General features: G+C 71.5%; 28 protein-coding genes. 11 read left to right on the top strand and 17 right to left on the bottom strand.

Annotated elements, in window-relative coordinates:
* Nucleotides 1–3 precede the first annotated feature (3 nt).
* Nucleotides 4–621 carry a rhomboid family intramembrane serine protease gene (locus BSZ37_RS11375; RefSeq protein ID WP_095510666.1) on the bottom strand — a complete coding sequence of 206 codons (618 nt, stop codon included), beginning with the start codon at nt 619–621 and terminating at the stop codon, nt 4–6.
* Nucleotides 622–678: 57 nt separating this feature from the next.
* Here BSZ37_RS11375 and BSZ37_RS11370 point away from each other — a divergent pair, with 57 nt between their 5' ends.
* Entirely contained in the window at nt 679–1,023 is a 345-nt protein-coding gene (locus BSZ37_RS11370; protein ID WP_143537636.1) for a hypothetical protein, read from the top strand.
* A gap of 35 nt (nt 1,024–1,058) precedes the next feature.
* On the opposite strand, the gene yihA is transcribed toward BSZ37_RS11370, so the two are convergent.
* The 3 genes from yihA to BSZ37_RS11355 all read right to left on the bottom strand — a co-directional run bounded on the left by yihA (nt 1,059) and on the right by BSZ37_RS11355 (nt 3,040).
* Nucleotides 1,059–1,670: a ribosome biogenesis GTP-binding protein YihA/YsxC gene (gene yihA / locus BSZ37_RS11365; protein WP_095510664.1), complete on the bottom strand. Its 612-nt coding sequence runs from the start codon at nt 1,668–1,670 to the stop codon at nt 1,059–1,061.
* 68 nt (nt 1,671–1,738) lie between these two features.
* A complete protein-coding gene (gene sucD, locus BSZ37_RS11360) occupies nt 1,739–2,620 on the bottom strand; it encodes a succinate--CoA ligase subunit alpha (RefSeq protein WP_095510663.1) in 882 nt (293 codons plus the stop codon).
* Nucleotides 2,621–2,728: 108 nt separating this feature from the next.
* A complete protein-coding gene (locus BSZ37_RS11355; protein ID WP_095510662.1) occupies nt 2,729–3,040 on the bottom strand; it encodes a Sec-independent protein translocase subunit TatA/TatB in 312 nt (103 codons plus the stop codon).
* Nucleotides 3,041–3,194: 154 nt separating this feature from the next.
* Between BSZ37_RS11355 and add the strand changes: the two genes are divergently transcribed.
* From add to aroA, 3 genes are read left to right on the top strand one after another with little or no spacing between them, the layout of a single operon-like run.
* Nucleotides 3,195–4,241 (top strand): adenosine deaminase, encoded by a 1,047-nt coding sequence (gene add / locus BSZ37_RS11350; protein ID WP_095510661.1) that lies wholly within the window; start codon nt 3,195–3,197, stop codon nt 4,239–4,241.
* Nucleotides 4,238–4,918 carry a hypothetical protein gene (locus BSZ37_RS11345; RefSeq protein ID WP_095510660.1) on the top strand — a complete coding sequence of 227 codons (681 nt, stop codon included), beginning with the start codon at nt 4,238–4,240 and terminating at the stop codon, nt 4,916–4,918. The genes add and BSZ37_RS11345 overlap by 4 nt, the downstream gene beginning before the upstream one ends.
* Nucleotides 4,915–6,237 (top strand): 3-phosphoshikimate 1-carboxyvinyltransferase, encoded by a 1,323-nt coding sequence (aroA, locus tag BSZ37_RS11340; protein ID WP_095510659.1) that lies wholly within the window; start codon nt 4,915–4,917, stop codon nt 6,235–6,237. The genes BSZ37_RS11345 and aroA overlap by 4 nt, the downstream gene beginning before the upstream one ends.
* 2 nt (nt 6,238–6,239) lie before the next feature.
* On the opposite strand, the gene BSZ37_RS11335 is transcribed toward aroA, so the two are convergent.
* The 4 genes from BSZ37_RS11335 to BSZ37_RS11320 form a co-directional block, all read right to left on the bottom strand.
* The gene (locus tag BSZ37_RS11335; protein ID WP_095510658.1) at nt 6,240–6,980 is read right to left on the bottom strand and encodes a TonB-dependent receptor plug domain-containing protein; all 741 of its coding nucleotides are present in this window, start codon (nt 6,978–6,980) and stop codon (nt 6,240–6,242) included.
* A gap of 109 nt (nt 6,981–7,089) precedes the next feature.
* On the bottom strand, nt 7,090–8,343 hold the full coding sequence (locus BSZ37_RS11330) for a RagB/SusD family nutrient uptake outer membrane protein (RefSeq protein ID WP_095510657.1): 1,254 nt from the start codon (nt 8,341–8,343) through the stop codon (nt 7,090–7,092).
* Nucleotides 8,344–8,415: 72 nt separating this feature from the next.
* Nucleotides 8,416–11,454 carry a TonB-dependent receptor plug domain-containing protein gene (locus tag BSZ37_RS11325; RefSeq protein WP_179299587.1) on the bottom strand — a complete coding sequence of 1,013 codons (3,039 nt, stop codon included), beginning with the start codon at nt 11,452–11,454 and terminating at the stop codon, nt 8,416–8,418.
* A 258-nt stretch (nt 11,455–11,712) separates the two neighbouring features.
* Nucleotides 11,713–12,075 carry an MGMT family protein gene (locus tag BSZ37_RS11320; RefSeq protein ID WP_095510655.1) on the bottom strand — a complete coding sequence of 121 codons (363 nt, stop codon included), beginning with the start codon at nt 12,073–12,075 and terminating at the stop codon, nt 11,713–11,715.
* A gap of 101 nt (nt 12,076–12,176) precedes the next feature.
* Here BSZ37_RS11320 and murB point away from each other — a divergent pair, with 101 nt between their 5' ends.
* A complete protein-coding gene (gene murB, locus BSZ37_RS11315) occupies nt 12,177–13,310 on the top strand; it encodes a UDP-N-acetylmuramate dehydrogenase (protein ID WP_218830477.1) in 1,134 nt (377 codons plus the stop codon).
* Nucleotides 13,311–13,442: 132 nt separating this feature from the next.
* Entirely contained in the window at nt 13,443–14,129 is a 687-nt protein-coding gene (locus BSZ37_RS11310) for an EAL domain-containing protein (RefSeq protein ID WP_095510653.1), read from the top strand.
* Here BSZ37_RS11310 and BSZ37_RS11305 read toward each other — a convergent pair.
* The gene (locus BSZ37_RS11305; RefSeq protein WP_095510652.1) at nt 14,126–15,037 is read right to left on the bottom strand and encodes an ADP-ribosylglycohydrolase family protein; all 912 of its coding nucleotides are present in this window, start codon (nt 15,035–15,037) and stop codon (nt 14,126–14,128) included. The two genes, BSZ37_RS11310 and BSZ37_RS11305, sit on opposite strands and share 4 nt — an antisense overlap.
* A gap of 109 nt (nt 15,038–15,146) precedes the next feature.
* Between BSZ37_RS11305 and BSZ37_RS11300 the strand changes: the two genes are divergently transcribed.
* Nucleotides 15,147–15,821, top strand: coding sequence for a heme exporter protein CcmB (locus tag BSZ37_RS11300; protein ID WP_095510651.1), 675 nt, complete (start codon nt 15,147–15,149; stop codon nt 15,819–15,821).
* Nucleotides 15,822–15,889: 68 nt separating this feature from the next.
* Here the strand turns inward: BSZ37_RS11300 and BSZ37_RS11295 are convergent, their stop codons facing one another.
* The 3 genes from BSZ37_RS11295 to BSZ37_RS11285 form a co-directional block, all read right to left on the bottom strand.
* Entirely contained in the window at nt 15,890–16,105 is a 216-nt protein-coding gene (locus BSZ37_RS11295) for a hypothetical protein (protein WP_095510650.1), read from the bottom strand.
* A gap of 66 nt (nt 16,106–16,171) precedes the next feature.
* Nucleotides 16,172–16,645: a hypothetical protein gene (locus BSZ37_RS11290; protein ID WP_095510649.1), complete on the bottom strand. Its 474-nt coding sequence runs from the start codon at nt 16,643–16,645 to the stop codon at nt 16,172–16,174.
* A 261-nt stretch (nt 16,646–16,906) separates the two neighbouring features.
* A complete protein-coding gene (locus tag BSZ37_RS11285) occupies nt 16,907–17,899 on the bottom strand; it encodes an IS1595 family transposase (RefSeq protein ID WP_095510648.1) in 993 nt (330 codons plus the stop codon).
* 77 nt (nt 17,900–17,976) lie between these two features.
* Here BSZ37_RS11285 and BSZ37_RS11280 point away from each other — a divergent pair, with 77 nt between their 5' ends.
* From BSZ37_RS11280 to BSZ37_RS11270, 3 genes are all read left to right on the top strand, one after another.
* Nucleotides 17,977–18,252: a hypothetical protein gene (locus tag BSZ37_RS11280; RefSeq protein WP_095510647.1), complete on the top strand. Its 276-nt coding sequence runs from the start codon at nt 17,977–17,979 to the stop codon at nt 18,250–18,252.
* 152 nt (nt 18,253–18,404) lie between these two features.
* Nucleotides 18,405–18,827 (top strand): hypothetical protein, encoded by a 423-nt coding sequence (locus BSZ37_RS11275; RefSeq protein ID WP_095510646.1) that lies wholly within the window; start codon nt 18,405–18,407, stop codon nt 18,825–18,827.
* 62 nt (nt 18,828–18,889) lie between these two features.
* Nucleotides 18,890–19,315 carry a hypothetical protein gene (locus BSZ37_RS11270; protein ID WP_095510645.1) on the top strand — a complete coding sequence of 142 codons (426 nt, stop codon included), beginning with the start codon at nt 18,890–18,892 and terminating at the stop codon, nt 19,313–19,315.
* Between the two features lie 127 nt (nt 19,316–19,442).
* Here the strand turns inward: BSZ37_RS11270 and BSZ37_RS11265 are convergent, their stop codons facing one another.
* Nucleotides 19,443–20,114, bottom strand: coding sequence for a deoxynucleoside kinase (locus BSZ37_RS11265; protein WP_095510644.1), 672 nt, complete (start codon nt 20,112–20,114; stop codon nt 19,443–19,445).
* A 146-nt stretch (nt 20,115–20,260) separates the two neighbouring features.
* Between BSZ37_RS11265 and BSZ37_RS11260 the strand changes: the two genes are divergently transcribed.
* Nucleotides 20,261–21,073: a DinB family protein gene (locus BSZ37_RS11260; protein ID WP_095510643.1), complete on the top strand. Its 813-nt coding sequence runs from the start codon at nt 20,261–20,263 to the stop codon at nt 21,071–21,073.
* 10 nt (nt 21,074–21,083) lie between these two features.
* Here the strand turns inward: BSZ37_RS11260 and folK are convergent, their stop codons facing one another.
* The 4 genes from folK to BSZ37_RS11240 form a co-directional block, all read right to left on the bottom strand.
* Complete coding sequence (folK, locus tag BSZ37_RS11255) at nt 21,084–21,596, bottom strand: 2-amino-4-hydroxy-6-hydroxymethyldihydropteridine diphosphokinase (RefSeq protein WP_179299586.1); 513 nt, start codon at nt 21,594–21,596, stop codon at nt 21,084–21,086.
* The gene (folB, locus tag BSZ37_RS11250; protein WP_218830476.1) at nt 21,593–21,958 is read right to left on the bottom strand and encodes a dihydroneopterin aldolase; all 366 of its coding nucleotides are present in this window, start codon (nt 21,956–21,958) and stop codon (nt 21,593–21,595) included. The genes folK and folB overlap by 4 nt, the downstream gene beginning before the upstream one ends.
* Before the next feature lie 104 nt (nt 21,959–22,062).
* Entirely contained in the window at nt 22,063–23,022 is a 960-nt protein-coding gene (locus tag BSZ37_RS11245) for a hypothetical protein (RefSeq protein WP_143537633.1), read from the bottom strand.
* Nucleotides 23,019–25,097: a tetratricopeptide repeat protein gene (locus BSZ37_RS11240; RefSeq protein ID WP_143537632.1), complete on the bottom strand. Its 2,079-nt coding sequence runs from the start codon at nt 25,095–25,097 to the stop codon at nt 23,019–23,021. The genes BSZ37_RS11245 and BSZ37_RS11240 overlap by 4 nt, the downstream gene beginning before the upstream one ends.
* Between the last annotated feature and the right edge of the window lie 192 nt (nt 25,098–25,289).

The raw sequence follows: 25,289 nt of genomic DNA, 5'->3' as shown, positions 1-25,289 counted from the left end.
CGCTCAGCCCAGCCCGATCTTCGCGAGGAACGTCGTGACGGCGGACGGATAGAGCAGGATCGTCAGGACGAGGCCGCCGAGGGCGCCGCCGAGGTGGGCTTCGTGGGCCACGCGGCCGACCTCCCGCTTCGACGCGTAGATCGACAGGGCGACGTAGAGCACAGCGAACACGATGGCCGGCATCGGGATGGCGAAGAAGATGTACAGCATCGCGAACGGCTCGAACAGGCAGAACGAGAACAGCACGCCTGAGATCGCGCCCGAGGCCCCCACGGCCGAGTACTCCGGCCGGTCCTTGTACTTCCAGTACGTAAGGGCGTTGGCCAGGAGCTCCGAGCCGATGTAGATCACGAGGAACCGCCACGTCCCGACCGTCCGCTCGATCGGCGGGCCGAAGTAGAACAGCGTGATCATGTTGAACAGGAGGTGCATGAACCCGACGTGCACGAACCCGGCCGTCAGCCACCGGCTCCACTCCTTCTCCCGGACCACCCGGTACGGCTTGAACGCCCACCGGTCGATGAGCGCGGGGTTGGCGAGCAGCGTGTATGCCCCGATCACGACGTTCAGCGTGAGGAAGAACTGGGTGACGGGCGGCAGCGCGAGGAGCTCTTGAAGCATCGGGGGGTGGCGTGTGGGCGGCTACCTTACCCGCGTCGCCCCGCCGTGCTCCGCCCCGTGCCCCGCCGCCTCCTGCTCCTCGCCATCTTCGCGCTCGCCGCAGGCGCGTGCCGGGGCGACGGCCGCGGCCCGTACGTCGGCACGTGGCGCGCAGCCGGGGCCGACACGCTCGACATGCGGTACCAGTTCTTCGCCGATGGCACGGCGCGGATCGTCGAGCGCGCCCGCGACGAGCCGCAGGTCTACGAGGCCCGCTACGCCATCATCGGGGACTCGGTCCTCACACTCCAGTGGATCGACGGGGCGACGGACGACGGCCGCTTCCGGATCCGCCTCGACGGCGACACGCTCCGCCTCGAGAACCCGGCGAGCGGGCAGACGAACGCCTGGGTCCGGCTCTAGCCACCCGCCCCGCCTCGGCGCCGAGCCGGACAGACTTACAGCACCGTGTCGATCCAGCCCCAGAGCTCGCCGAGGCCCCGCTTCTTCTCGGCCGAGGTGAGGACCGTCGGGAGGACGAGGCCGTAGGGCGCGAGCTCCCGGTTGAGCGCCGCCACCGCCTTCTGCTTGTCGTTGGCCGACAGCTTGTCGGCCTTCGTCAGCGCGATGAGGTGCGGGGCCGGGCTCTCCAGCATGATCGCCAGCAGCTCGAGGTCCATCTTCGTCGGCGGGTGCCGCGCGTCGATGAGCTGGACGACCGCTTTGAGCGTGCCCTCCTCCGCCCGTTCGATCACGTAGCGCCCCATGAGCCGCTGCCACGCCGCCCGCTGCTTCTGCGAGACCTTGGCATACCCGTAGCCCGGGAGGTCCACGAGGAACACGTCCGGGTGGCCCTGCGGGTTGGGGTTGACGGCGTAGTAGTTGAGCGCCTGCGTCTTGCCCGGCGTCCCGCTCGTCTTGGCGAGTTGCTTCCTCCCGAGGAGGGCATTGAGGAGCGAGCTCTTCCCGACGTTCGAGCGCCCGGCGAACGCCACCTCGGGCGCGCCCGGCGGCGGCAGCGCCTTCCACGAGGGCGCCGACAGCACGAACCGGGCGTCTTTGACTTTCATGAGGTCGGAGTTCAGGGGTCGGAGTCCAGGGTTCGAGACTGAACTCCGAACTCTGAACTCCGACCTCGTTACGCGACGGCCGCGAAGTGGTCCTTGACCGTCTCGCCGATGGCGGCCGGGCTCTCGACCGTCGTGATGCCGGCCTCGCGCATGGCCTCGAGCTTGGCCTCGGCCGTGCCCTTCCCGCCCGAGACGATGGCGCCGGCGTGGCCCATCCGGCGGCCCGGAGGCGCCGTGCGGCCCGCGATGAAGCCGAAGACCGGCTTCTTGACGTTCGCCTTGACGTAGGCCGCGGCCTCCTCCTCGGCGGACCCGCCGATCTCGCCGATCATCACGATCGCCTCCGTCTCCGGGTCCTCGTTGAACATCCGGATCGCGTCGAGGTGCGTCGTCCCGATGATCGGGTCGCCGCCGATGCCGATGGCCGTCGACTGGCCGAGGCCGGCGCGCGTGAGCTGGTCGACGGCCTCGTACGTGAGCGTCCCCGAGCGGGACACGACGCCGACGGCGCCCGGCGAGAAGATCATCGTCGGCATGATGCCGACCTTGACCGAGTCGCCCGGCGTCAGGAGGCCGGGGCAGTTCGGGCCGACGAGTGTCACGCCCTTCTTGTCGACGTAGGGCTTGACCGGGATCATGTCCTGCACCGGGATGCCCTCCGTGATGCAGATGACGGTGTCGACGCCGGCGTCGGCCGCCTCGAGGATCGCGTCGGCGGCGAACGGCGGTGGGACGAAGATGACAGACACGTTGGCCCCCTCCTTCTCGACGGCCTCCGAGACCGTGTTGTAGACGGGCCGGTCCAGGTGCGTCTGGCCGCCCTTGCCGGGCGTCACGCCCGCGACGAGGGTCGTGCCGTACTCGATCATCTGCTCGGCGTGGAAGGAGCCCTCCTTGCCGGTGATGCCCTGGACGACGAGGCGGGTGTCTTTGTCGATGAGGATGCTCATTCGAAGAGGTGCGGGGGTCTGGCTGCAGGGACGGTGAGCGAGAGGGGACCGGCAGGGCCGGTGGGCCGGCCTCGGCGTCCCTGCGCGCCGAGGCCGAGCGGGTGCGGGCTACGCCTGCGACTGGGGGTCGGCCGGCGACTCCGGGGCGGGCTGCGGCGGCGCGGCCGCCTCCGAAGCGACGGGCTGCGACGGCTGCGCCTGCACCGGGGCGGACGTCTGCGGCGACTGGTGGATCTGCCGCGGCGGCTGCTGACGCGGCGGGTCCACGTTCAGCTCCTGCTTGATGTCGTTGGTGGCGTCCTTGAACTCGCGGATGCCCTTGCCGAGGCCGCGCGCGATCTCGGGGATGCGCTTGGCCCCAAACAGGAGGAGCACGACGAGGAGGATCGCGAGGATCTCGAACGGTCCGAGGCTGCCCATGGGGGTGGTGTGGGGGAGGAATCCAAGGTACGTGCCCGCCCGACATGGGTGCCCGGGCGCCGCGGTCTTCGCCGAGACCGCAGAGCAGGCGCCCCCCTCGACAGCCGCCGGCCGGCCCTCCCGCCCGTAGCTTGTCGGACGCCACCGCCCCCCGATGTCCGCCCTCGACCGCGCCACTGTCCACGCCTGGCCCAAGGCCGAGCTCCACTGCCACCTCGACGGGTCCCTCCGCCTCGGGACCATGCTCGAGCTCGCCGAGGCCCAGGGCAAGACCGACCTCCTCCCCGCCGACGACGAGGCGGGCCTGGCCGAGGAGCTCCGAAAGATCGACGGGTCCCCCACGCTCGAGGAGTACCTCAAGTGGTTCGGGTACTCGATCCCGCTGATGCAGACGCGGGAGGCGCTCCACCGGATCGCCTACGAGTTGGCCGAGGACATGGCGCGCGACAACGTCCGCTACCTCGAGGTGCGATACGGGCCGATCCTCCACACCGAGGAGGGCCTCACGATGTGGCAGGTCAACGACGCCGTCCTGGCCGGACTCGCCGATGCGCAACGCGACCACGGCATCCGCTCCGGCGTGATCGTGTGCGGCCTCCGCGACCGGTTCGAGAGCGCGTCGCTGGCGCAGGCCGAGCTGGCGGCGAGCTACCGCGGGCGTGGCGTGATCGGGTTCGACCTCGCGGGCGGCGAGCGCGGCAACCCGGCCGAGATGCACGGGGCGGCGTTCTACCTCGCACGCAAGGAACTCCTCAACATCACGGTCCACGCCGGCGAGAGCTTCGGCCCGGCCTCGATCCGCCAGGCCCTCTTCAAGTGCGGCGCCCACCGGATCGGCCACGGCGTCACGCTCGGCCAGGACCCCGAGCTGCTCCGCTACGTCGTCGACCGCCAGATCCCGCTCGAGGTCTGCCCCACGTCGAACGTCCAGACGCACGTCGTGGCGAGCTACGAGGCCCACCCGGTCGCGGAGTACGTCCGGGCCGGAGTGCCGGTGACCATCAACACCGACAACACCCTCTTCAGCCACACGACGACGACCGACGAGCTGTGGCTGGCGCACACGCGCTGTGGGGTCTCGGCCGAGAACCTCCGCGAGGTCGTGCTGAACGGGTTCCGCCATGCGTTCCTGCCGCACCGCGAGAAGCAGGCCCTCCTCGACGAGGTCGAGCCGCTCGTCGCCCTCCCCGCCGCGTCATGAGGATCTTGCTCCCCGCCCTCCTACTCCTGGCCGCCTGCACCGCGCCCGACCCCGGCCCCAACGGGCCCGCCGTCCCGGCCGACACGCTCGCCGAGGCCGCTCCAGACACGACGGCTTCGCCCGGCGCGGAGACGATCCGGGAGCCGGGGTTCAACTCGGTCGCGTGGGTCGCCGCCGTGCGTGACGCCGAGACCGATGCCCAACTCGTGGCCCTGTCCGCCCAGCTCCTCGACGCCGTCGACTGGCGCGTCGCGTGCGGGGAGGACGACCCGACGGCCGAGGGCCGCGGGGTGGTCCGCCTCGTGGGGCTGAGCGCGAACGAGTCGCTCGCCGAGATCACGTGCCAGCGGTTCGCCTACCAGAGCACGTTCGCCCTGGTCGACGCCGAGGCCGGCAAGCCGCCCCGGCTCGTCCGCGCGCTCGGCGTCACCGAGCGCGGGACGGTCACGGCCGACACGACGGCGAGCTTCTTCGGCCTCCTCACCCACGACCCGGACGCCGACCCCGACCGGTTCTCGATCCTGACCAAGAGCGCCGGCCACGGCGGCTGCGGCACCGAGGCCGACTACCGCCTCCGCCCCGACGGCGGCGCCTCCATCGTCGAGGTCCGCGCCCACCTCGACTGCGACGACCCGGTCCCGCCTGAGGACTGGCCCATGTCCTACCCGCTCGAATGACCGTCACCGTCCACCCCGCCGCCGCGCTCGCCGGCACGCCCGCGCTCCCGGCCGACAAGTCGGTCTCCCACCGGGCCGCCCTCTTCGCCGCCCTCGCCGACGGCGAGAGCGAGATCGTCGGGTTCTCCGACGCGGCCGACCCGCACTCGACGCTGGCGTGCCTCCGCGGCCTCGGCGTCGAGATCGAGGAGCGCGAGGACGTCCTCGGCCCGGACGGCGTGCCGAGCCTGTTCGTTCAGGGCCGCGGTCTCGACGGGCTCCGGGCGCCCGCCTCGGCGCTCGACTGCGGCAACTCGGGCACGACCATGCGCCTGCTCGCGGGGCTGCTCGCCGGCCGGCCGTTCGAGTCGACGCTCGTCGGTGACGCGTCACTGACGCCGCGCCCGATGGGCCGGATCGCACGTCCGCTCGGCCAGATGGGCGCACGGATCGACATGACCGACGGGCACGCCCCGCTCGTCGTCCGCGGCGGCTCGCTGTCGGGGATCACGTACCGGCTCCCGGTCGCCTCCGCCCAGGTCAAGAGCGCCGTCCTCCTGGCGGGGCTCTCCGCCAGCGGCACGACGACCGTCGTCGAGCCCGTCGCCACGCGCGACCACACCGAGCGCATGCTCGAGCTCGACGTGATGGAGGTCGGCGGCGAGCGGCACGTGTCGGTGCCCGGCGGGCATGCCGTCCGCGCCCGCCAATGGGTCGTGCCGCGCGACGTGTCCGCCGCGGCGTTCTTCCTCGTGGCCGGCAGCATCGCCGAGATGGCGACGATCCAGCTCAACGGCGTCGGCCTCAACCCGACGCGCTCGGGCGTGCTCGACGTGCTCCGCGCGATGGGCGCCGACATCCGGATCTCGAACGAGCGCGACCGCGGTGGCGAGCCGCTCGGCGACCTCCGCGTCGAGGCGCCCGGCGGCCTCGTCGGCGTCGAGATCGGCGGGGCCATCGTCCCGAACCTCATCGACGAGATCCCGGTCCTGGCCGTCGCCGCGGCGTGCGCCGAGGGGCGGACCGTCATCCGCGACGCCGAGGAGCTCCGGGTGAAAGAGACCGACCGGATCGAGGCCACGGCCGACGTCCTCCGCGCCATGGGCGCCGACGTCGAGGAGCGCCCGGACGGCCTCGTCATCGAGGGGGGGCGCCCGCTGAAGGGCGCCGAGGTCGACGCTCGGCACGACCACCGGATCGCCATGGCCGCCGCCGTCGCCGCCCTCGTCGCCGACGGGCCGACGACGATCCACGGCGCCGAGGCCGCCGCCATTTCGTTCCCCGCCTTCTGGGACGCGCTGGGGAGCGTCGCCGCTGGCTCCGTCGAGGAGCCGGCCTAGCGTCAGTCGTTGCTCGCGACGATCCGCGTCCACACCAGCACGGCGCCGCACGTATCGTTGAACTTGGTGCTGGCGTACTCGATGGGCAGCTCCGACGGCCCCCGGTAGACCTCGACGGCCGCGATGTCGTCGAACGGGAGCGCGTCGATGTTGTAGGCGATGAACGCCATCTCCGTCCCGTCGACGTAGACCGTCATCGGGCAGCCGCCGCGACGGTCCGACACGAGCCGCTCTTGGACGCCGGACCGCTGGATCCGCACGCCCGGCGTGCTCCCGAAGATGTCGGACACCTGGCGTACGCCTCGGTCGTCGAGCTCCTCCCGCGTGTAGAACACGCCGGTCAGCCGGTCGCGCCGGTCGAAGAAGCCGCGGCGCCGGAGGACCGCGTCGTTGACCGTCTCCGCCTCGACGACGACGTCGCCGAGGTCGCGGGCGTCGCCGAGCGCCGAGCGGAGCGAGAGGACCGTCAGGTTCGCGTCGCCCTCCTGAACCACCACCGTCGTGTCGAGCCGGACGTAGCCGGGGTACGTCACCGAGATCGGGACGTCGCCCACGGGCACGCCGCTCAGCTGCGCCTGCCCAAACGCATCGACGGCGCCCTGGACGCCCAGGATGTCGACCTCGGCGCCGGCCAGCGGGGAGCCCGTGTCGTGGGCGCGGATGACGAGCGCGAGGTCGGCCTCTTGGGCAACGGAGGTCGCCCCGAGCACGGCGCAGGCGACGACGAGGAAGCGGCGGAGCATGGCAGCAGAGGCGGGTCCGACAGACAAGAAACGACAAGGCGGCCCGACGTCAGACGCCGGGCCGCCCCGTGGCCCTCACGAGAGGGCGGATCTCACAGGGAGGGTGACGCTAGAGGTTCGGGTTCGCGTTCACCTCCGTCTGCGTGATCGGGAAGAACCGCCACGGGCCGGGCAGCGCCCCGTCGAGGTTCGTGAACGGGAGGTTGAACCGGCGCTGGTCCACGAGGCGCTGGCCCTGCGTGAACAGCTCGCGGTCGCGGGCCTCGAGGAGGTCGTCCTGGTCGGCGCTCCCGTCGAGGGCGTCGATCCCGCGCGAGGCGCGGACGGCGTTGATGAGGGCCGTCGCGTCGCCCCCGCCGGCCCCGTTGAGGGCGGCCTCCGCGAGGATCAGCGCGTTCTCCTGCCACGACACGAAGGGGATCGACGCGCTGTCGGTCAGGTAGAGCGCCTGACGGTAGAACGGGTCGCTCGATTCCGGATTGTCGACCTTCGGGGCCGGCTCCACGAGCGTGCGGTCATCGACCTCGTCGTAGGCGGCGAACCGGGGGGCGACGGCGACCTGCGTGCGGCCCCGGCCACCCGAGGCCCACCAGTCGTTCGCCGAGGTGGACGCGTAGTCGCCGGTGTAGGGCTCGTCCCCGTCCGTGAGGCCGTTGGCCGCGAACGAGGCGGCGGCAGAGCGGTCGCCGCTGAACAGGGCGATCCGGGCCCGCAGCGTGTTGATCACGCGCCGCTCGTAGTCATCCGGGGCGACGGCGAGGGCGGCCGCCAGCTTCGCGTCGGCCGCGGCGTAGAGCTCGGCGGTCGAGGAGGCCGGAGACGGGTTGTCGGGGTCATCCGAGATCGGGGCACCGCCCGTGGTCGGGCCCGTGCCGAAGTACGTCCCGAGGAAGTACCGGGCGATGCCGCCGTGGAAGTTGGCCGCGTAGAGGGCCTGATCGCGGAGCCGCTGCCCTTCCTCGTCGTCCCCGAAGTCGATGGTTTCGTTCGTGCGCCGGAGGAGGTCGTCGGCGAGGAAGCGGTACTCGTTGACGGCGTTGTAGGGACCGTCGATCGAGTTGTTGTCGTTCTCGATCTCGCCGTCATCGATGTCGTCGAACGTCGGGAACGTGGCGTTCCTGACGTCGGTGTCGAAGATCGCCGCGTCCGAGAGGAGGTCGGCGACGACGGCGGTCGCGTCGTAGGCGTCGTTGAAGCCTTCTTCCACGCCCGTGATGAGGAACGGGACCTGGGAGACCGTGTCGAGCGAGTCGCTCACGACTCGGTCGATGGGCGGGTCGGTGTCCTCGACGAAGGAGTCGCAGGCCGAGAGGCCCCCGACCGCCGCGAGGGCGACGAGCCCGGTGAAAATGGAGTTTCGCATGAGAGGGGTTGTCAAGTCAGATGGACCGGAGGGGCGGGCGCCGAGCCGAGCCCGGCGCCCGGGGGCCATCCGCTAGATGCCGAGCGTGAGGGTGAGGTAGTACTGGCGCGGGTTCTGGAGCGTCAGGAAGTCCTGACCGCGCGAGAGGCTGCGCGACCCGTCGAAGTTGACCTCCGGGTCCAGGCCGTCGTAGAGCGACGTCTGGAAGAGGTTGCGGGCCGAGAAGGCGACCGACGCCGTCCGGACGCTGCCGAGAACCGGCGCGTTCGTCTGCGCGATGAACCGGCCGAGGTCGTAGCGGACCGTGAGCTCGCGGAGCTTGAGGTAGTCGGCCTCGCGGATGAAGTTGGCGTCGTACGTCCCGCTCGTGCGGGCGTAGGCGTTCGCCGCGTCGATGTACTCCTCCGTGCCCGGCGTGAGGTCCGGGAGGTCGCCCGCGTCGACGACGTTGCCGTCGTCGTCGAACTCGGTCGTCAGGCCGAGCTGGTCGGCGAGGTCGTTCCGCTGGGCGTAGTTGCCGAAGTCGGACCGGAAGAGGTCGGTGTTGTTGAACACCGAGAGCCCCGTGGCCCAGTCAGCGAGGGCGTAGAACGTGAAGTCCCGGAACAGCCGGAGGCTGGCCGTGAACGACCCGTTGTACTCGGGGTACGGCGTGCCGAAGAGGCACCGGTTGTCCTCGACGGAGCACTCGCCGGCGGCGATCTCGTCGGCGTAGAGCTCCTCGGTGACGCCGGCGTCGACGCCGGTGTAGACGCCGTCCGCGTCGAACGTGGCCCCGTTGACGGGCCGCGTGTAGAAGGCGGCGCGCGGGAGCCCCGGCTTGATCACGTTGAGGTCGAACCCGTCGTAGAGCGCCGGGAGCTCGTTGCCGGCCTCGTCGGTCCCGACCGAGACGACTTCGTTCGTCTGGTAGGCCGCGATGATGCCGAGGTCGAGCGTGACATTCCGCGTGGCGATCGGCGTCGCGTTGATCGCGAGCTCGAGGCCTTGGAGGTCGATCTCGCCGACGTTGAACGGGACGCCCGAGGCCACGAGGCCCGTCGAGGGCGCCAGCTGACGCTCGAAGATCGACTCGGTCGCCGTCTGGTTGTAGTACGTGAACTCGACGCCGACGCGGTCGGCCAGCTCGAGGTCGATGCCCGTCTCGAACTCGCTCACGCGCTCCGGCTGGATGGCCGCGTTGCCGATGAGGGCCGGCGTGGCGCCCGCGCCGTCGCCGCCGACCTCGGCCGAGTAGAGGACCGGGATGCCGTCGAAGTTGCCCGGCAGCTGGCCGCTCTCGCCGTAAGCGGCGCGGAGCTTGAGGATCGAGAAGAGCGACGGGACCGCGTCGTACCGGTCGAGCCGGACGGCGCCGCGGACCTGCGGATAGAAGATGCTCGGGGACTCCTCACCGATCGTCGAGGCGTAGTCGTTTCGGAAGCCGAAGGACAGGAAGTACGTGTCCTGGTAGTCGAACGACTGGTTGGCGATGAGCCCGATCTGGCGGAGGTTGTTGAAGAACTCCCCGGCCGACTGGTACGCGGCGCCGGCGCCGGCGTCGGTGATCAGCGAGGTCGCGAAGTCCTGGATGCCGAAGAAGAACGTCCGGCGCCGCTGGTCGAAGCCCTGGACGCCAATCGACGTCGTCGCGTTGAGGTCCGTCATCGGGCGGTACCGATACGTCCCGTCGACCGTGAACGTGATCTGGTCGTTCTCCCGCGTGTAGACGTCGCGCTCGCCGTTCGTCGTCCCCGAGTAGGAGAAGTTGGCCGGGAACGTCTGGTCCTGCCGCGTGTCGGCCGCGTCGATCCCGACCTGCGCACGGAGCGAGAGGTTGCGGACCGGCGTGTAGCGGGCCTCGAACGAGCCGAGGAACTGCGTCGTCTTGTACCCGGTGTCGACGGCGCGGACGGCCGCCGAGTCGGTGAAGGCGTACGAGAACGGGAAGAGCAGCGTGTTGCCGAGGTACCCGAAGATGTTGTTGTCGTTCTGCGGCTGGCCGACCGTGTTGAAGGCGAAGGCCGAGTTGACCGACAGCTGGAGGTTCGGCGCCGGGAACGCCTCGAAGTTGGCCCGGAGGTTCCGGCGGTTCTGGAAGTTGCCGAACACGATGCCGTCCTCGTCGCGGTAGTCGAACTGCGTGAAGTAGCGGACCGTCTGGGAGCCGCCCGACACGCCGATCGTGTGCTGCTCGATGCCGCCGTCCTGGAACACCGCGTTGGCGTCGTCGGCGGTCTCGCCGGCCGTGAGCCGGTCGTACTCGAACTGCTGCGTGTTGACGCCCGTCACGCCCGAGTAGGTCACCTGGAACGGGGCCGAGGCGTTGACGCCGCCCCCGAGTTGGCCCTTCTTCGTCGTGATGAGGACGACGCCGTTGGAGGCGTCGGTGCCGTAGAGCGCGGCCGCGGCCGGCCCCTTGAGCACGTCGATCGAGGCGATGTCGTCGGGGGCGAGGTTCGAGAGCGCCCCGATGCCCTGGCCACCGACCGCGTACCCCTCGATCTGGTCGTTGTCGACGCGGATGCCGTCGACGTAGATCAGGGGCTGGCCGTTGCCGTTGAGGCCGCCGCCGCCGCGGACGTTGAACCGGATGCCGCCGCCCACGTTGCCCGACGAGGGCTGGACGGAGACACCGGCCACCTTCCCATTGAGGAGCTGGTTGACGTCGGAGTACGGCTGGACGTCGGTGAGGGCCGCCGCGTTGATCCGGGAAACGGCGACCTCGGAGCGGGAGAGCGACCGCTCCGAGAGCGCGCCCGTCACGACGACCTCTTCGAGGCCCGTCACGTCGGTCTCGAGGCCGAAGTTGACGACCGTGCGCTGACCGGCGGTCACGGTGACTTCGTTCGTCTGCCGCTCGTAGCCGGTGAACACGGCCTGCACGGAGTACGTGCCGGGGGCGATGGCGAACTCGAAGTTGCCGCTGATGTCGGTCGCGGCGCCGACGCCGGCCTGGTCGACGACGGTCACGGCCGCGGTCGGGAGCGGGTCGCCGGTCGCGGCGTCGATGACTTGGCCAGCGATCGTGCCCGTCTGGGCGGCCACGGGGGCCGCGCCGAACAGGGCCAGGAGAAGCGCGAGGGCGCCGCTCCACGCGCCCCGACGGGCGCTAGCTGTAAGGAAGCTCATGGGAGATGGGGGGTGTGTGTCGATCGTGCTCCCGGTCCACCCACATGGATCTGAGATGTGTGCCCCGTCGCGGCATATTCGCGAACGACGCCCCGCCCGGAGGTCCAGTCCTCGACCGAGCGGTGTGGTGGGGAGCGATTGGACCATGATGATACCGTGATGTCACGGCGGCATGGGCCCAATTCTGCGCAGAAGCCCGCCTCAGCCGCCCGGACGGTCACAATCGCCCGCTGAATGGGCATTTCCTTGGTCGAACGGCTATCTCCGCTGCGGAGCCTCATCGCGGGGCCGCCCGGGATCCCAGAGGTGGGCCGCGAGGTCCACGCGGTCCGGCGCGACGAACGCGACCCCCTCGGCCCGGAGCCGCTCCTCCATCGCCGTCGGCGTCGCGAAGTGGCGGCGGCCCGTGAGCCGGCCCTCCCGGTTCACGACGCGGTGGCACGGGACCGCGAGCGGGCTCGCCTCGGTGGCCGCGACGGCCCGGAGCGCCCAGCCCACCCCGCGCGACGCTCGAGGCGCATCCAGCGCACGCGCGATGACCCCGTAGGTCGTGACGCGGCCCGGCGGGATCCGGGCGACGACGTCGTATACGCGAGCGAAGAAGTCGGACTCGTCGGCCATGGGAGCGGCGTGAACCGTCGGAGACTACGCCCGGCGCGGGCTCTCGGGCGGACCACGCGGCGGCACGGCGCGGTAGACTCATGCCCCCTCCCCTTTTGACTGTGGCCTTCGTCACCCCGGCCCCCGACGGGGCGCTCGCCCCCGCCGAACGCGACCGCCGCGAGGACGCCTTCCGCGACGTCCTCGCCCGCCGCCTCACCGACCTCGACCCCTCCCGCGTTCGTTCGGACGTCCCGCTCGGGCCGTTCACGACGTTCCAGATCGGCGGCCCGGCCGACGTGTTCTTCGAGGCCCACTCCGCCGACGAGTTGGCGGCAGCGGTGACGGCGGCCCGCGAGGTCGGCGTGCCGTTCTTCGTGCTCGGGCTCGGCGCCAACATCCTCGTGGGCGATCTCGGCTTTCGGGGCGTCGTGGTCCGCAACCGGGCGGCGCACGTGCAAACCGACCGCGCGAGCGGCCGCGTGTGGGCGGAGAGCGGCGCGGTCGTCTGGCCGGATCTGATCGAGGCGACGCTCGACGCCGGGCTCTCCGGGCTGGAGCACTACGCCGGCATCCCGTCGACCGTCGGCGGCGCGCTGTGGCAGAACCTCCATTTCCTCTCGCCGCCGCCGGAGCGCGAGCGGACGATGTTCATCGAGGAAGTCGTCGCCTCGGCCGAGCTCCTCGGCGCCGACGGCCAGCGGCGGACCGTCGACCGCGAGTGGTTCGACTTCGGCTACGACTACTCGACGCTCCACGTCACCGACGACCTCGTGCTCTCGGCCACGTTCCAGCTCGAGCCGAAGGACCCGGCGCGGCTCCGCGAGATCGTCGAGGCCAACCTCGAATGGCGCGGCGCGCGGCACCCGCCGCTGGACACGGAGCCCTCGGCCGGCTCCATCTTCAAGAAGATCGATGGCGTCGGCGCCGGGCGCCTCGCAGACTGGTGTGGCCTGAAGGGCACGCGGATCGGCGGGGCGATGGTGACGCAGCGCCACGCCAACATCCTCATCAACGCGGGCGTCGCTGGGGGCCAGTCGGCCACGGCACGAGACGTCCGGCACCTCATCGGCTACATCCAGGAGACCGTCGAGCGCGAGCAGGGCTACCGCCTCAGCACCGAGGTCGGGATGATCGGCGACTTTGGCGACCTCGGGCGGCTCCCCGAGGCGGGCTGGGAGGAGGCCGACGGCTTCACCGGGGGCGTGCCGCCTGGCGGCCACCCGGAGGCCCACCGCGACGCGGAACGGCGGTAGCTCGACACGTTCCGCACCGAATTTCGGAAGGGACGAGGTACATCAGGTCCCCGCGGCCCATCCGGGCAGCACCGGTCCCCTCAAGTCGGACCGCCCACCGGCCGATGCCAGTGGGAGCCCCCACCGCACCCGATGGACTCCGACGCCGCCCGTTTCGAGATCGACCTCCGCTACGCCGCCGGGCGCGACCAACTCGAGCCGCGCTTCCGCCCCGTCGTCGACACCCAGACCGAGGCCGTCGTCGGCTTCCGCGTCGAGGCCACGTGGGAGCACCCGTCGCTCGGGCGTCTCGGCCCGGACCGCTTCCTGCCGCTGGCGGAAGAGATCGGGCTCGCCGAGGACCTCGACCGCTGGGTCCTCGACCGTGCGTGCACGGAGGTCGCCGGCTGGGGCGGCGAGGCCGTCGACGCGCTCGCCGTCCTCCTCGTCGCCCTCTCGACCCCGACGGCCACCAGCGAGGGCCTGGCCGACGATGCCCGCGCCGCCGCCGACCTCTCGGGCCTCCCCCCTGACCGCCTCGCGCTCGACGTGCCCGAGGCCGGCAGCTCCCTCCGCCTGTTCTCGGACCTCCGCCGCACGGGCCTCCGCCTCGCCACGACAATGGAGCCGCCGTCCGAGCTGTCCGAACACGCGGGGCCGGTCACCGTCATCGCGCCGCGTGAGACCGGGGCGGACGCCGAGGTCATCGTCCACGGCTCGTACCCGCCAGCCGGCACGCTCCCCGACTCGGTCCGCCTCGTGCTCGACCTCGACGGGGACGCCCTCACGGCCGGCGACGCGCGGGCCCTCCTCGTCGGCGGGCCGTTGGTCCGAGGCTAGCCGCCGAGCGCGTCCGCGAGGGCCTCGGCCTCGGCGCGGATCGCGTCGGCGTCCTCGAGTGCGTCGAGCCACGCATCCGGGAACGGGGCGAGCCCGTGGAGCGCGCCGAGGAGCGCGCCGACGCACGACCCGACGGCCGCCGCGTCGCCGCCCACGTTGACGGCCGCGAGCAGCGTCGACTCGACGAGCGCGGGCGAGCGGGCGACCATCGCGACGGCGAACGGGAACGCCTCGTCGGCCGCGGGGCCGGTGCCGGCACAGAGGTCCTGGAGGTCGAGGGGATAGTCCTCGAGGTGGTCCCGGAGGGTGCCGAGGCGGGACGAGACGCGGTCGTCGGCCGACAGGATCTGCTCGGCGTCGAGGGCCGCCTCGTGCGCGGCGGCGAGGACGTCGGGGCCTGAGAGCCCGTCGGGGTCCTTGCCGAGGCACGTCCGGATCGCGCCGATCTGAGACGCCGCGGCGACGTGCGCGACGGCGTGCCCGTCGACCGTCCCGAACAGGAGCGCGGCCCAACGGGCGCTGGCGAGGTTCTTCAGGCCACGGAGCCGGGCCTGCACACCGAGCGGGGCCGAGGCCGCCGCGAGCGCGCTGCTCGGCGAGTGGATCTGAGGCCGACGGAGCGCGGCGTCGTCGGGCAGCTCGGCCTCGAACGCTTGGCGGACTTCCTCGGGGCTGTCCGGGGCCGCCTCGGCGAGCGCGCGGCAGAGGGCGCGGGCCCGCTGCGTGTCGGCCGTCCACTGCCCGACACCGAGGTCCTCGCGCTTCTCGTCGGCCCGCATCTCCTTGATGCCCTTGTAGTACGTGCGGACGTTGGTGTGGCTGAGGCCCTCGATGGGCATGCCGAGGGCGTCGCCGATGGCGGCGCCGAGGACGGTGGCGACGAGGCGGTCGCGGAACGGGACGGGCATCGGCGGAGGGGAAGAGAAGAGGTGCGGAGGACGGGGCGTGGCGCGTCGCTCGGCCCGGCTCGGCGGCCGGGTCGTGCTATCCTGACCGGCCCTCCCCCGTTCCCGCCCCGTGGCCTGGCTCTCCGGCGCCTGGGCCGTCGTCGCCAACGACGCCCGCCTCGAACTCCGCACGCGCGTGGCCCTCAGCGGCCTCGGTCTGTTCGTGGCCGCCTCGCTCGTGCTCGTCCGCGTCGCCCTCGGCCGCGGCGCCCCGACCGTGCCGATCGCGGCCGCCCTCCTGTGGATCGTCGTCGTGTTCGCCGCGGCGGTCGGGCTCGGCCGCGCGTTTGTGGCTGAGGAAGAGCGCGGGACGTCCCTCCTCCTCCAGCTCCACCTCCGCCCGAGCCAGGTGTTCGCCGGAAAGCTGGCGTTCAACGCGGCGCTGATGACCGGCGTCGTGGCGCTCGCGGCGCTCGGTTTCCGGATCCTCGTGCCCGTCCCGCTCGCGGCGCCCGGCGTGTGGGCGGCCGGCCTCGGCCTCGGCGCCGTCGGCATCGCGGCGGCGACGACGCTCCTGTCGGCGCTCGTGGCACGGGCCCGCGCCGCCGGCCCGCTCCTGCCAGTCCTCGCGTTCCCCGTCCTCGTCCCGATCCTGATCCCGGCCGTCGCGCTCACCGAGCTGGCCTCCGGCCAGGCCGACGGCGCCTGGGCCGCCGCCCGCGACGACCTCGTGCTGATGGCCTCCTACGCCGGCCTTCTCGTCTCGGCGTCGTTCCTCCTCTTCGACTACGTCTGGAGAGACTGAGAGGTCGGGTGACCGAGCGATTTCTGATCGGGCGACGCGCCTATCCCCTCGGCGCACCCGGGGTTCTGTTACGGGGCGGACGGGGAGGGCTCCACGTCTTGCCCCGTCACGCCTACGAGGAACCTCGCCTTGCCGGTCCACGAGTCCACGAGGTATGCGGGGCCGTCCACAGACACGGCCTCGTAGCGGCTCCCGCACGACAGCGCGAGCGAGGACAGCACGAGCGCGCCCGCGAGCGCGTAGAGAGGTAGGGACAGCGGGTGGCGGACCGGGGCGTCACTCATGAGTCGGGCACGGGGTTGGCAATCGAGGAGAGCGAGTAACTACACCTGAGCGAGATGAAAGTGCGGTCAGTTGAACGACGCGGGCAGCAAGTCGCCTCCGGCTCCGGGACTGAAGCCGTCCGGGCGAAAGCGATACAGGCGATAGAACCCCTTCAGGGCGCTATCGCCACTGGTGAAGCAGACGGCCAAGAACTCGGCCTCGGGGTCGTAGGCCAGGACCATCGCCTCGATGACCGAGCGGAAGTCGTCCCGGGTCTGGAACACGTTGTAGGCCGGCTCCCCACGCGGCAGGAGGTACTTGAGGCGGAGTGGGGCCGTGGGGTCAACCGACCGGGCAGCCCCCCACCGCAGGACCTCCTTCGCGTCCACGGAGAGGTAGCCGCGACCGCGTTCCTTGTATTTCCGGTACGCCCAGTTGCCGAGCCCTGATGCGTGATCCTTCAAGAACGCGGTATCGACCCGTACCACTTCTTCGTCCTCGCGGACGGCCCGCGACCCTCCGCCGGTGCTCTGGAAGTGGGCTTGTTGGACGACGCTCATTCATGCGCGGGGGAAGTGGGCAACCAAAGTATCACGAGCCCCGTTGAGGCCCTACCTTCCCGCCTATGGCCCGCAAGACGCCCCCGAAAGACCCGAACCCGCCGAAGGACGCACGGCGGGACGCGACCTCGCGTGACGCCCGCGCGGAGCCGGGGCCGGCTCGGGTGAAAGAGGAGGACTACCTCAAGGGCCTCCCGCCCGCGCTCCGCAAGACGGTCCGGGCGAAGGTCGCGGCGGGCCACCCGGACGCGACCGAGGGCGTCAGCCGGGAGACGTGGGAGCGAGCCGTGCGGCGTGCCGCCCGGAAGAAGCGGCCCGACTCAGCATCGTAAGGCAGAGAGGCCGGTCGTCGGCCCGCCGCGAGTACCGGTAGGCGAACTCGTCTACATACCGTTGGAGGTACTTCGCGGAGACGCCCCGGTGGACGTTGAGGACGCCGCCCTTGACCTGGCTCCAGAACCCCTCGATGCCGTTCGTGTGGACGTTGCGGACCTCGCCCGTGTCCCCGTCCACGACCTCGACGGCGTACTGCTTCGCCCGGTGCCGCACGAAGTCGTGACGGAAGCCCATGCCCTCTAGCGGCGTGTACACGCTGTACTCGTCGGAGTAGACGCGGGACCCGCCCTCCACGTTGGCGTCGATGAACGGGAGGACCGTCGCCCGCTTCGTGTCGGCCGTCACCTTCGCGCGGACCCGGACCGGCATCCCGTCCTCGTCCCGTTCGAGGACGCCGATCACGGGCGTCTTGGGGACGGACCCGTGGATGGTGCCGCGACCGGGCTTCCGCTGCCCCTTCCGGCGCGGCTTCCGCGAGCCCATGTAGACCTCGTCCACCTCCACGACGCCCGCGAACATCGACGCCTCCTCGGCCCCCTCCGCGAGTGCCGCGCGGACGAGGTGGCACATCCGCCACGCCGTCTTGTACGTCACGCCCGTCTCGCGTTCGATCTGCTTCGCCGCGATCCCCGTGCGCGTCTTCGCCATCTGGAAGAACACGTAGAACCAGATCGTCAGCGGCGTCCGGGACCCGTGGAAGATGGTCCCGGCCGTGGGGCGGACCTGGGCCTTGCAGTCCGTGCAGGCGTAGCACTTCCGCGTCTCGATGTAGCGGAAGGCCCGGTGGCCGCCGCACCGCTCGCAGTCCATCCCGCCTTCCACCGGGTCGCAGCCCCACCGCTCGCGGGCGAGGTGGGCGACGCAGGCGTGGTCGTCGGGGAAGCGCCGGAATAGGTCAACGACGGTGAAGCGTTCCACGGGGACGAGTGACGGGCTACTTTCGAGGGGCACTAGCGAAGCTAGTGGCGCCCTGTGTCACCCGAATGTCATAGCCCATGCCCGTCCACCTCATCACATACGACCTCAACCACGAGAGGGAACGTGAGGGCGACTACGAACGGCTCTACGCGATGCTACGCGAGATGCACGCCGTCAAGATTTCGGAGTCGGTCTACGCCGCTGACTCTCCGCTGTCGCCAGAGCAAGTCCACGGGCTCCTCGCCGGGATCGTAGACGAGGACGACGCCGTCATGGTGTTCGGGGTCAGCGGGCCTCCGGCAGGTCAGGCTCCGCAGGAGGTGATGGAGTGGCTGCGGTTGAGACTAGGGTAGGGCTCGGGTCCCAACGGCCCTTGAGCGCCCACATGAGCCAGTCCACCGTGCCCGTCTCGATCACGTCGTCCGCGCGGATGAACCAACCTCCGCGCTCTCGTCGAATTGTCATTCCCGAAGTGGGCTAGTTCGCCCGCTTCGATACCAACTCCATGCCCCATCCGTCCGAGGACTTCGGCAAGCCCATCGAGCAACTGATCACGGAGGTGGTCAGCCATAAGCCGGGGTCCATCGGCGCAGAACGGCTCCACGCGCTCATCCGCTACAAGACGGCCCAAGAGGTAGAAGTCGCCGTCCGCGAACTCAAGGACGCCACCGAGGCCAACGCCGCTGCGAGCGCCACGCTAGGGCGCCGGGTGTTCTGGCTCAACGTCGTCCTGACGGCCGCGACCGTCCTGGCCGCGCTCGTCGCGCTCGCCACGTTCCTCCGCGATCTGGACGAGCCTGCGGAGCGACCGGGCGATCTGGAGCCGGACAGCGCTGCCATACACGAACTCGGCAGGGTCGTCCACCCGAAGAGCGGCGGCGATGTCGTCGTCCACGGTGGACAGTTCGAGGTCCATCTCCTCACGTAGTCGGTCGGCGTTCACGTCGTCGGTATCGTAGTCCGCCCTTCGCCACGCGAACCTCGTGCCCAATGGAAGCCCGTTCCGCCCTGGACAATATCAAGTCCGCGATCACCGTCGCCCACGGGCTGAAGGGCCTCAGCGACGGTCCGGGGATCGGGGAGGCGGCCAACGAGATCGAGGACTACCTCTTCGACGCCAGACTGGCTTTGGTTGGGCTCTTAGACGAAGTAGAGTCGCTGAAGGCGAAGGTCCAGGAACTGGAAGCGTTCAGCAGTGGCCGCTATGAACTAAAAGAGCCCGAGATACACCGCCCAGGGGCATACTGGAGGTGGAGAGGCCGGCGGGCCTACTACGATCAGGAGACGGACACGTACTATTGCCCCGGGTGCTTCGGCAAAAGAACGTTGGTGCCCGTCCAGATGGACCTAGAACGAGGGGAGACGGCGCCGTGCCCCATTTGCCAGACGCACCTCGGCTACGCCGAAGCCCTGTGACATCGGCACCTTCCGCCTCCAGCCCTAGAATTCCGGGTGCGCCGAGGGGATAGGCGCGTCGGGCGATTGGGTCGCCAGAATCCGCCGCCCCAATCGCCAATCACCCGCTCGACCCTCACCCGGTGGCCTAAAACGCCAGCTGCATCGTGGCCGGCGGGTTGAAGTAGGCCGTGCCGCCCCGCACGCTCCCGATCTGGCGGACGAGCTCGTCGAACGTCGCCGTCTCCCGCACGAAGTCGATCCGCGACGAGTCGACGATGAGGAGCGGGCTCTTGGAGTAGTGGAAGAAGTAGCGGTCGTAGGCGTCGACCAGCTCGGTGAGGTACGCCGGGTCCATGTTCGACTCGTAGCTCCGGCCCCGCAGCGCGACGTTGTGGAGCAGCCGGTCGACCGACGAGCGGAGGTAAACCACGAGGTCGGGCACCGGCGCCGACGGCTCCATGATGCCGTAGAGCGTCTCATAGAGGCGGACCTCGTCGCCGTCGAGCGTGACGTGGGCGAAGATCCGGTCCTTGTCGAACGTGTAGTCCGAGACGACGTGGTCGACGAACAGGTCGCGCGCGGCGAGCGCCTTCTGCTGCTTGAACCGGCTGGCGAGGAACGCGAGCTGCGTCTGGAGCGCCCACCGGTCGCGGTCGCCGTAGAAGCGGTCTAGGAAGGGGTTCTCCTCGAACTCCTCCTCCACCAGCTTGCCGCCGGCCCGCTCTGCCAGCATCCGGGCCAGCGTCGTCTTGCCAGCACCGATGACGCCCTCGACGGCGACGTATCCGAGGTGGGCGGGGAGCGTGGGGGCAGGCATGGCGGTGGATGGGTGGGCGGGCAAGATCGCGCCGGACGAGGGCAACGTCGGCCCGTCCGGGCGACACCCTGCCTGTCAGACCCCGGACGGCGGCGTGCGGACGGCGTATCCTTCAGTCTTCTTGCGCCCACCACAGCACGCCCACATTGGAACCCGCCTGGTACGACGCGACCGCGCGCGTCCCCCGCCAAGGGCAGCTCGTCCGAATCGTCACCCAGGGGGGCGTCGACCACGCGGCGTTCTTCGAGGTCACGCACACCGACGACTGGCCGGCCGGCGTCGCGTGGGTTCTGGAGAACGGCCGGTCCAGCCTCCCGTTCGACCAGGTCGTCCTGTGGTCGCCAGACCCCTCGGCGGTGGCCCCGAACCGCTCCGAGCCCCCTCCGGATGAGACCCCTCCGGACGAGGCCCCGAGCGGGCCCGAGTTCGCGTCGGAGCCGGAGCGACCCGCGATCCTGACCGAGGCCCTGTTCGAGATCGAGCAAACGGAGACCGTCCTCAAATCCCTCCCCCCCGACCAGTACGACTGGACTCCGCACCCCGACATCGCCACGTTGCGGACCCTCTCACGGAGGCTCGTTCGGATCGTGGCCCGGATGAGCTGGGTGCTCGAACTCGACGCGCTCGAGGTGATGTTCGAGCCCGACCTCCCCCAATTCAAAACGCCCGCGGAGCTGATCGAGACGTACCGGTCCAACGCCGACACCGTTCGGTCCCTCATCCCCACGACCACACCGGACGACCTCCAGGGGACCTGGCGCCTCGAGAGGGACGGGGTCGAGATCGCTCGGATGTCGCGGGGCTCGGCCCTCCGGCGCTTCGGGATCGCACCCATGGTGTTCCACCGGGGCGAGGCCAGCGTCATGCTCACCGCGCTCGGGCTGGTGCCGCCCCACCCCTACCCCGAGTGGGCGTTCCGAGAGACGCCGACGCCGACGTCGGCCTGGGCCCAGCCGTAGCCGGCGGGCGTCAAGCCCTCAGGACGAACTCCGTTCGCTCGACCCGACCGGAGTCGGGGCAGGCGGCCAAGAGATCGTCCACGGTCTGCCCGAGGCCGGGGACCTCGGCGAGGCCGGCCACCTCGGCGAGCGGCGCGAGCACGAACCGCCGTTCCGCCAGCGACGGGTGCGGGACGACAAGGGTCGACGACTCGACGCACTGAACCCCAAACAGCAGAATGTCGAGGTCGAGCGGCCGAGGGGCCCACTTCGGGGCGTCGGGGTCGCGGCCGGCGTCCCGCTCGATGACGTGGAGCGCGCGGAGGAGCGCGAACGGCCCGAGCCCGGTCCACAGCCCGACGACCGCGTTGAGGTGGTCGGGCTGCGGGTCGGCGCCGGGCAGGACGAGGGCCTCCGTCTCATAGACGGCGCTCATGGCCGTCACCTCGGTGTGCTTGAGGGCGCCGAGAGCCGAGACCGCGCCTCGGAGCGCCGCGAGCCGGTCGCCCACGTTGGCGCCGAGCGCGACGAACGCCTCCGTCACGGCGCGTGCCGGACGGCGACCTCGGCCCGGTCGCACGGCCCGCCGACCGGCGGGTTCGGCTTGCGCACCGTTACCTCGACCTCGGCGACCGCGGGGTACGCCTCGCCGACGGCCTCGGCGATCCGCCACGCCACGCGCTCGATGAGGTACGACGAGTTGCCGGTCACGACCTCCCGCACGAGCGCGTACACCTTCTCGTAGTCGACCGTCTTCGAGAGGTCGTCGCCCTCCGCCGCCTCGCGGACGTCCAGCGTCATGGCCACGTCGACCTCGTAGCGCCCGCCGATCCGGTGCTCCTCCTCCATCACCCCGTGGTGGGCGTAGAAGACGGCGTTGACGAGGCGGACGGTGGCGAGGCGCACGGGTCGATCGGGTCGGCTGGGGGAGCAGGTTACGCGGCTTCGGGTCGACGAGGCGGCCCGCGTTCGAGAAACCCGCCAAACTCCCCGAGGCGGGCCGGCCCGCCTTACAGCCCCAGCGCCTCCAGCAGCCGTCGGTCGTCGTCCCCGAGGGTGCCCGCCTCGCGGTCGGCGAGGAGGCGGCCGGCGTAGAGCGTGGCGTAGAGGCCGAGGACGCCGTCGTCGCGGCGGCGGTGCTCGTCGAAAAGGGCCGTGGCCTCCCGGCTCCGCCAGGCGTCGGGAACGTAGATCGCGCGGGGGCCGAACGGGCCGTCGCCGGCCTCGGCGGGGAAGCTCTTCTCGGGCTCGAACAGGCGCTGGCCGAGGTGGCAGCCCGTGCACTGCGTCGGCACGCGGAGCGACCGCGGCTCGGTCTGCGTCGCCGGAGCCAGCGCGCCGTCGGGGCCGTAGACCGCGAAGTCCCAGTAGCCGTCCGGCCGGCGGTGCTTGACCGTCGTCTCGACCACGTCGCCGTCAACCGCGTGCTCGCCGACGATCCACGTGCCGGCCGGGTAGTCGAGCGTGCCGCCGTCCGCGAACGCCCGCATCGCCTCACGGAGCGCCGCGAGGGGGACGTGGATCCGCCGCCGCGCCGCCGTCATCACGCCGTCGACTTCGACCGTGAACCACTCGGGCTCGCCGGCCCGGTAGTCGGCCTGCTGGCGGAGCGCGTCGAGCGTCGGCGGAAGATCGCGGGCGTCGACGTAGGTCGCCTCCAGCATCGCCGCCAGTTCCTCCCAGTCGATGGCCCCGTCGCCGTTGGCGTCGGCGAGCGCGGCCCGGGCCGCCTCGGGGAGCCGCTGGGGGTGGAGCACGAGCGCGTCGCCGTCGCCCGAGAGGAGCCCGGCCTCGACCGGGTCCCCGCCGTCGGGGCCGAGGTAGGCGCCGAGGACCGAGCCGAGCAGCTTCCCCGGGTCGTCGCGATCGAGCCGGAGCGGGACGGCGTCGGCGGTCTGGACGTCGACGGGGCCTCCCCCGCCGCAGCCGGCGAGCAGAAGCCCCGTGAACAGCATCCAAGCACGGATCATGGGCTGAGTTCGGCGAGCGCGGCGCGAGCCCGGGCGTCGGTCGGGTCGATCCGGAGGAGCTGTTGGAAGTGGGCGCGCGCCTCGTCGGTCCGCCCCTGCCGCGCGAGGATCAGCCCGAGGTTGCCGAGCGCCGAGCGCTCCGCCGAGTCGAGCCGGAGGGCCGCCTCGAACTGGGCCCGCGCGGCGTCGAGGTCGCCGGAGGCGAGGAGCGCGGCGCCCAGGTTGGCGCGGGCCGTCGCGACGCGCGGGTCGAGGGCGACGGCCCGGCGGAGCGCGCCGAGCGCGCCGTCGAGACGGTTCTGGCGGAGGCGGGCGAGGCCGAGCGCGTTCCACGCGTCCGGGTGGCGGAGCGGGTCCTGAGCGACGGCCGTGGCCAGCGCCTCCTCCGCCTCGGCGAGCCGCCCTGCCTCGGTGAGCGCGGTCCCGAGGCGGACCCGGGCCTCCGTCAGCATCGGCGCGAGGCGGACCGCCTTGCGGAAGGCGTCGGCGGCCTCCGCGTGCCGGCCCCGCTCGGACTCCGCGACGCCGAGCCAGAGGTGGGCGTACGGATCGCTCGGGCCGCGTGCGGTGGCGTCGGCGAGGACGTCGCGGGCCGTCGCGGACGAGTCCATCGCGAGGAGCGCTCGGCCCAGCGTCACGCGGAGGTCGGTCCGCTCGACGCCGGCCGCCAGCGCCCGCCGCGCGAGGCTCGCGACACGAGGGAGGTAGGCCGGCAGCGGGTGCTGCGTCTCGTAGAGCGAGAACGTCGCGATGGCGAGGTGGGCGTCGGCCACGGCCGGGCTCGGCGGGTCGCCGCCGCCGGCGAGGTTGACGAGGCGGAAGGGCGTGTCTCCGCGCACGTCGTCGACCGTCGAGAGAGCCTCGGACGAGGCGGGCGGATCGCGGCGGATCCAGTGGTCGGTGAACGAGACGTGGGGGATGTCGGACGTGCCGGACGTCCGCATGTGGCAGCTCACGCAGTCGCCCGTCACGGCCTCGGCGACGGTCTCGGCGCCCGCTCGCGAGCACGCGTCGAGGTGGGCGGAGGGCCCGTGGCACGAGGCGCACGTCTGGTTGAAGTGGTCGGCCGGGAGCGCGTCGTTCGCGACGTGCGGGTCGTGGCACGTCGTGCACGTCATCTCGCGGCTCGTCCCGAGGCTGCCCTCGAAGCACGCGCTCCGCATCATCCGCTCGGCGTGGCTGGCGATCCCGAAGCGGACGGGGTCCTCGACGGAGGCCTCCGTCGCGAACACGGCGCGGTGGGCCGCGAGGGGCCGGCCGGGACGGTACGTCGTCGGGTCCTCCCCCGGCGCGAACACGCTGGTCCCCGTGAGGTGGCACTGCTGGCACACGTCGAGTTGGAGGTCGGTCGGCAGGCGCGACGGGTTGACGATCCGCGGGTCCGAGGGCTCGCCGCCGGCCTCGAAGGCCGCGACGTGGGCCGATCCCGGCCCGTGGCACCGCTCGCACGAGATGCCGAGCGGGACGTCGGTGTAGAAGTTCTGGCTCGTCTCGTGGCCCGGCCGGGCGTCGTGGCACGTCAGGCACTCGAGCGTGATGGGCCGATCGAACCGCGCGTTGCCGTCCTCATAGCCTGGGCTGAGGTCCCAGAGGGCCCGTTCGACGTACCACGTGAGCGGCATCTCGGTGAGATACTCCCCGTGCGGCCCCTCCGCGGCGCCACCCGCCGCCAGCAGGTACGACCGCGTCGCGTTGCCCGAGCCGACGACGTAATCGACCGCCTCGATGCGTTCGTAGCCCGGCATGTCAGGCCGCGTCTCGCGCATGAGGAGCGTGTCGCCGCGGACGAGCGGTTGGTAGCAGTAGCCGTCGGGCGCACAGACCGTCGGCCCCTCCCCGTTCGGCCCGAACTGCTCGGGCGCGGTGGCCAGGTCGAAGCGGCTGAGGGACCGGCCCATCCCGGTCTGCGCGTAGCTCGCCGCCAGGTCGGCGTGGCACTGCTGGCAGGCCCCGTCGCCGACGTAGGTCCACGACGCGTCGTCCGCGACCTCGGGGGCCGAGGTGCGGCAGGCGGAGAGGGCGTACGCGGCGACGAGCGCGGCCGCGGCGAGGGAGAGGACGAGACGTCCGGACACGCGTTCGGGGGCGACGCCGGAAGATACCGGGGGCGGACGGTCCCCTACAGGCCTTCCGACGGGCATGGCTGTTGCACCTCCGCCCGCTGACACGCTGCCGTTCCAGAACGGCCCCTTCAGACCCGTGCCGATTACCGATCTACTCGACCGCGTTCCGTTCTCGCCCCGCGCCCCGCGTGACGAGACAGACGT

This window comes from Rubrivirga marina (assembly GCF_002283365.1).
Taxonomy (GTDB): Bacteria; Bacteroidota; Rhodothermia; order Rhodothermales; family Rubricoccaceae; genus Rubrivirga; species Rubrivirga marina.
The sequence above is the reverse complement of the archived record's forward strand: the minus strand, read 5'-3'. Positions and strand labels throughout refer to the sequence as shown.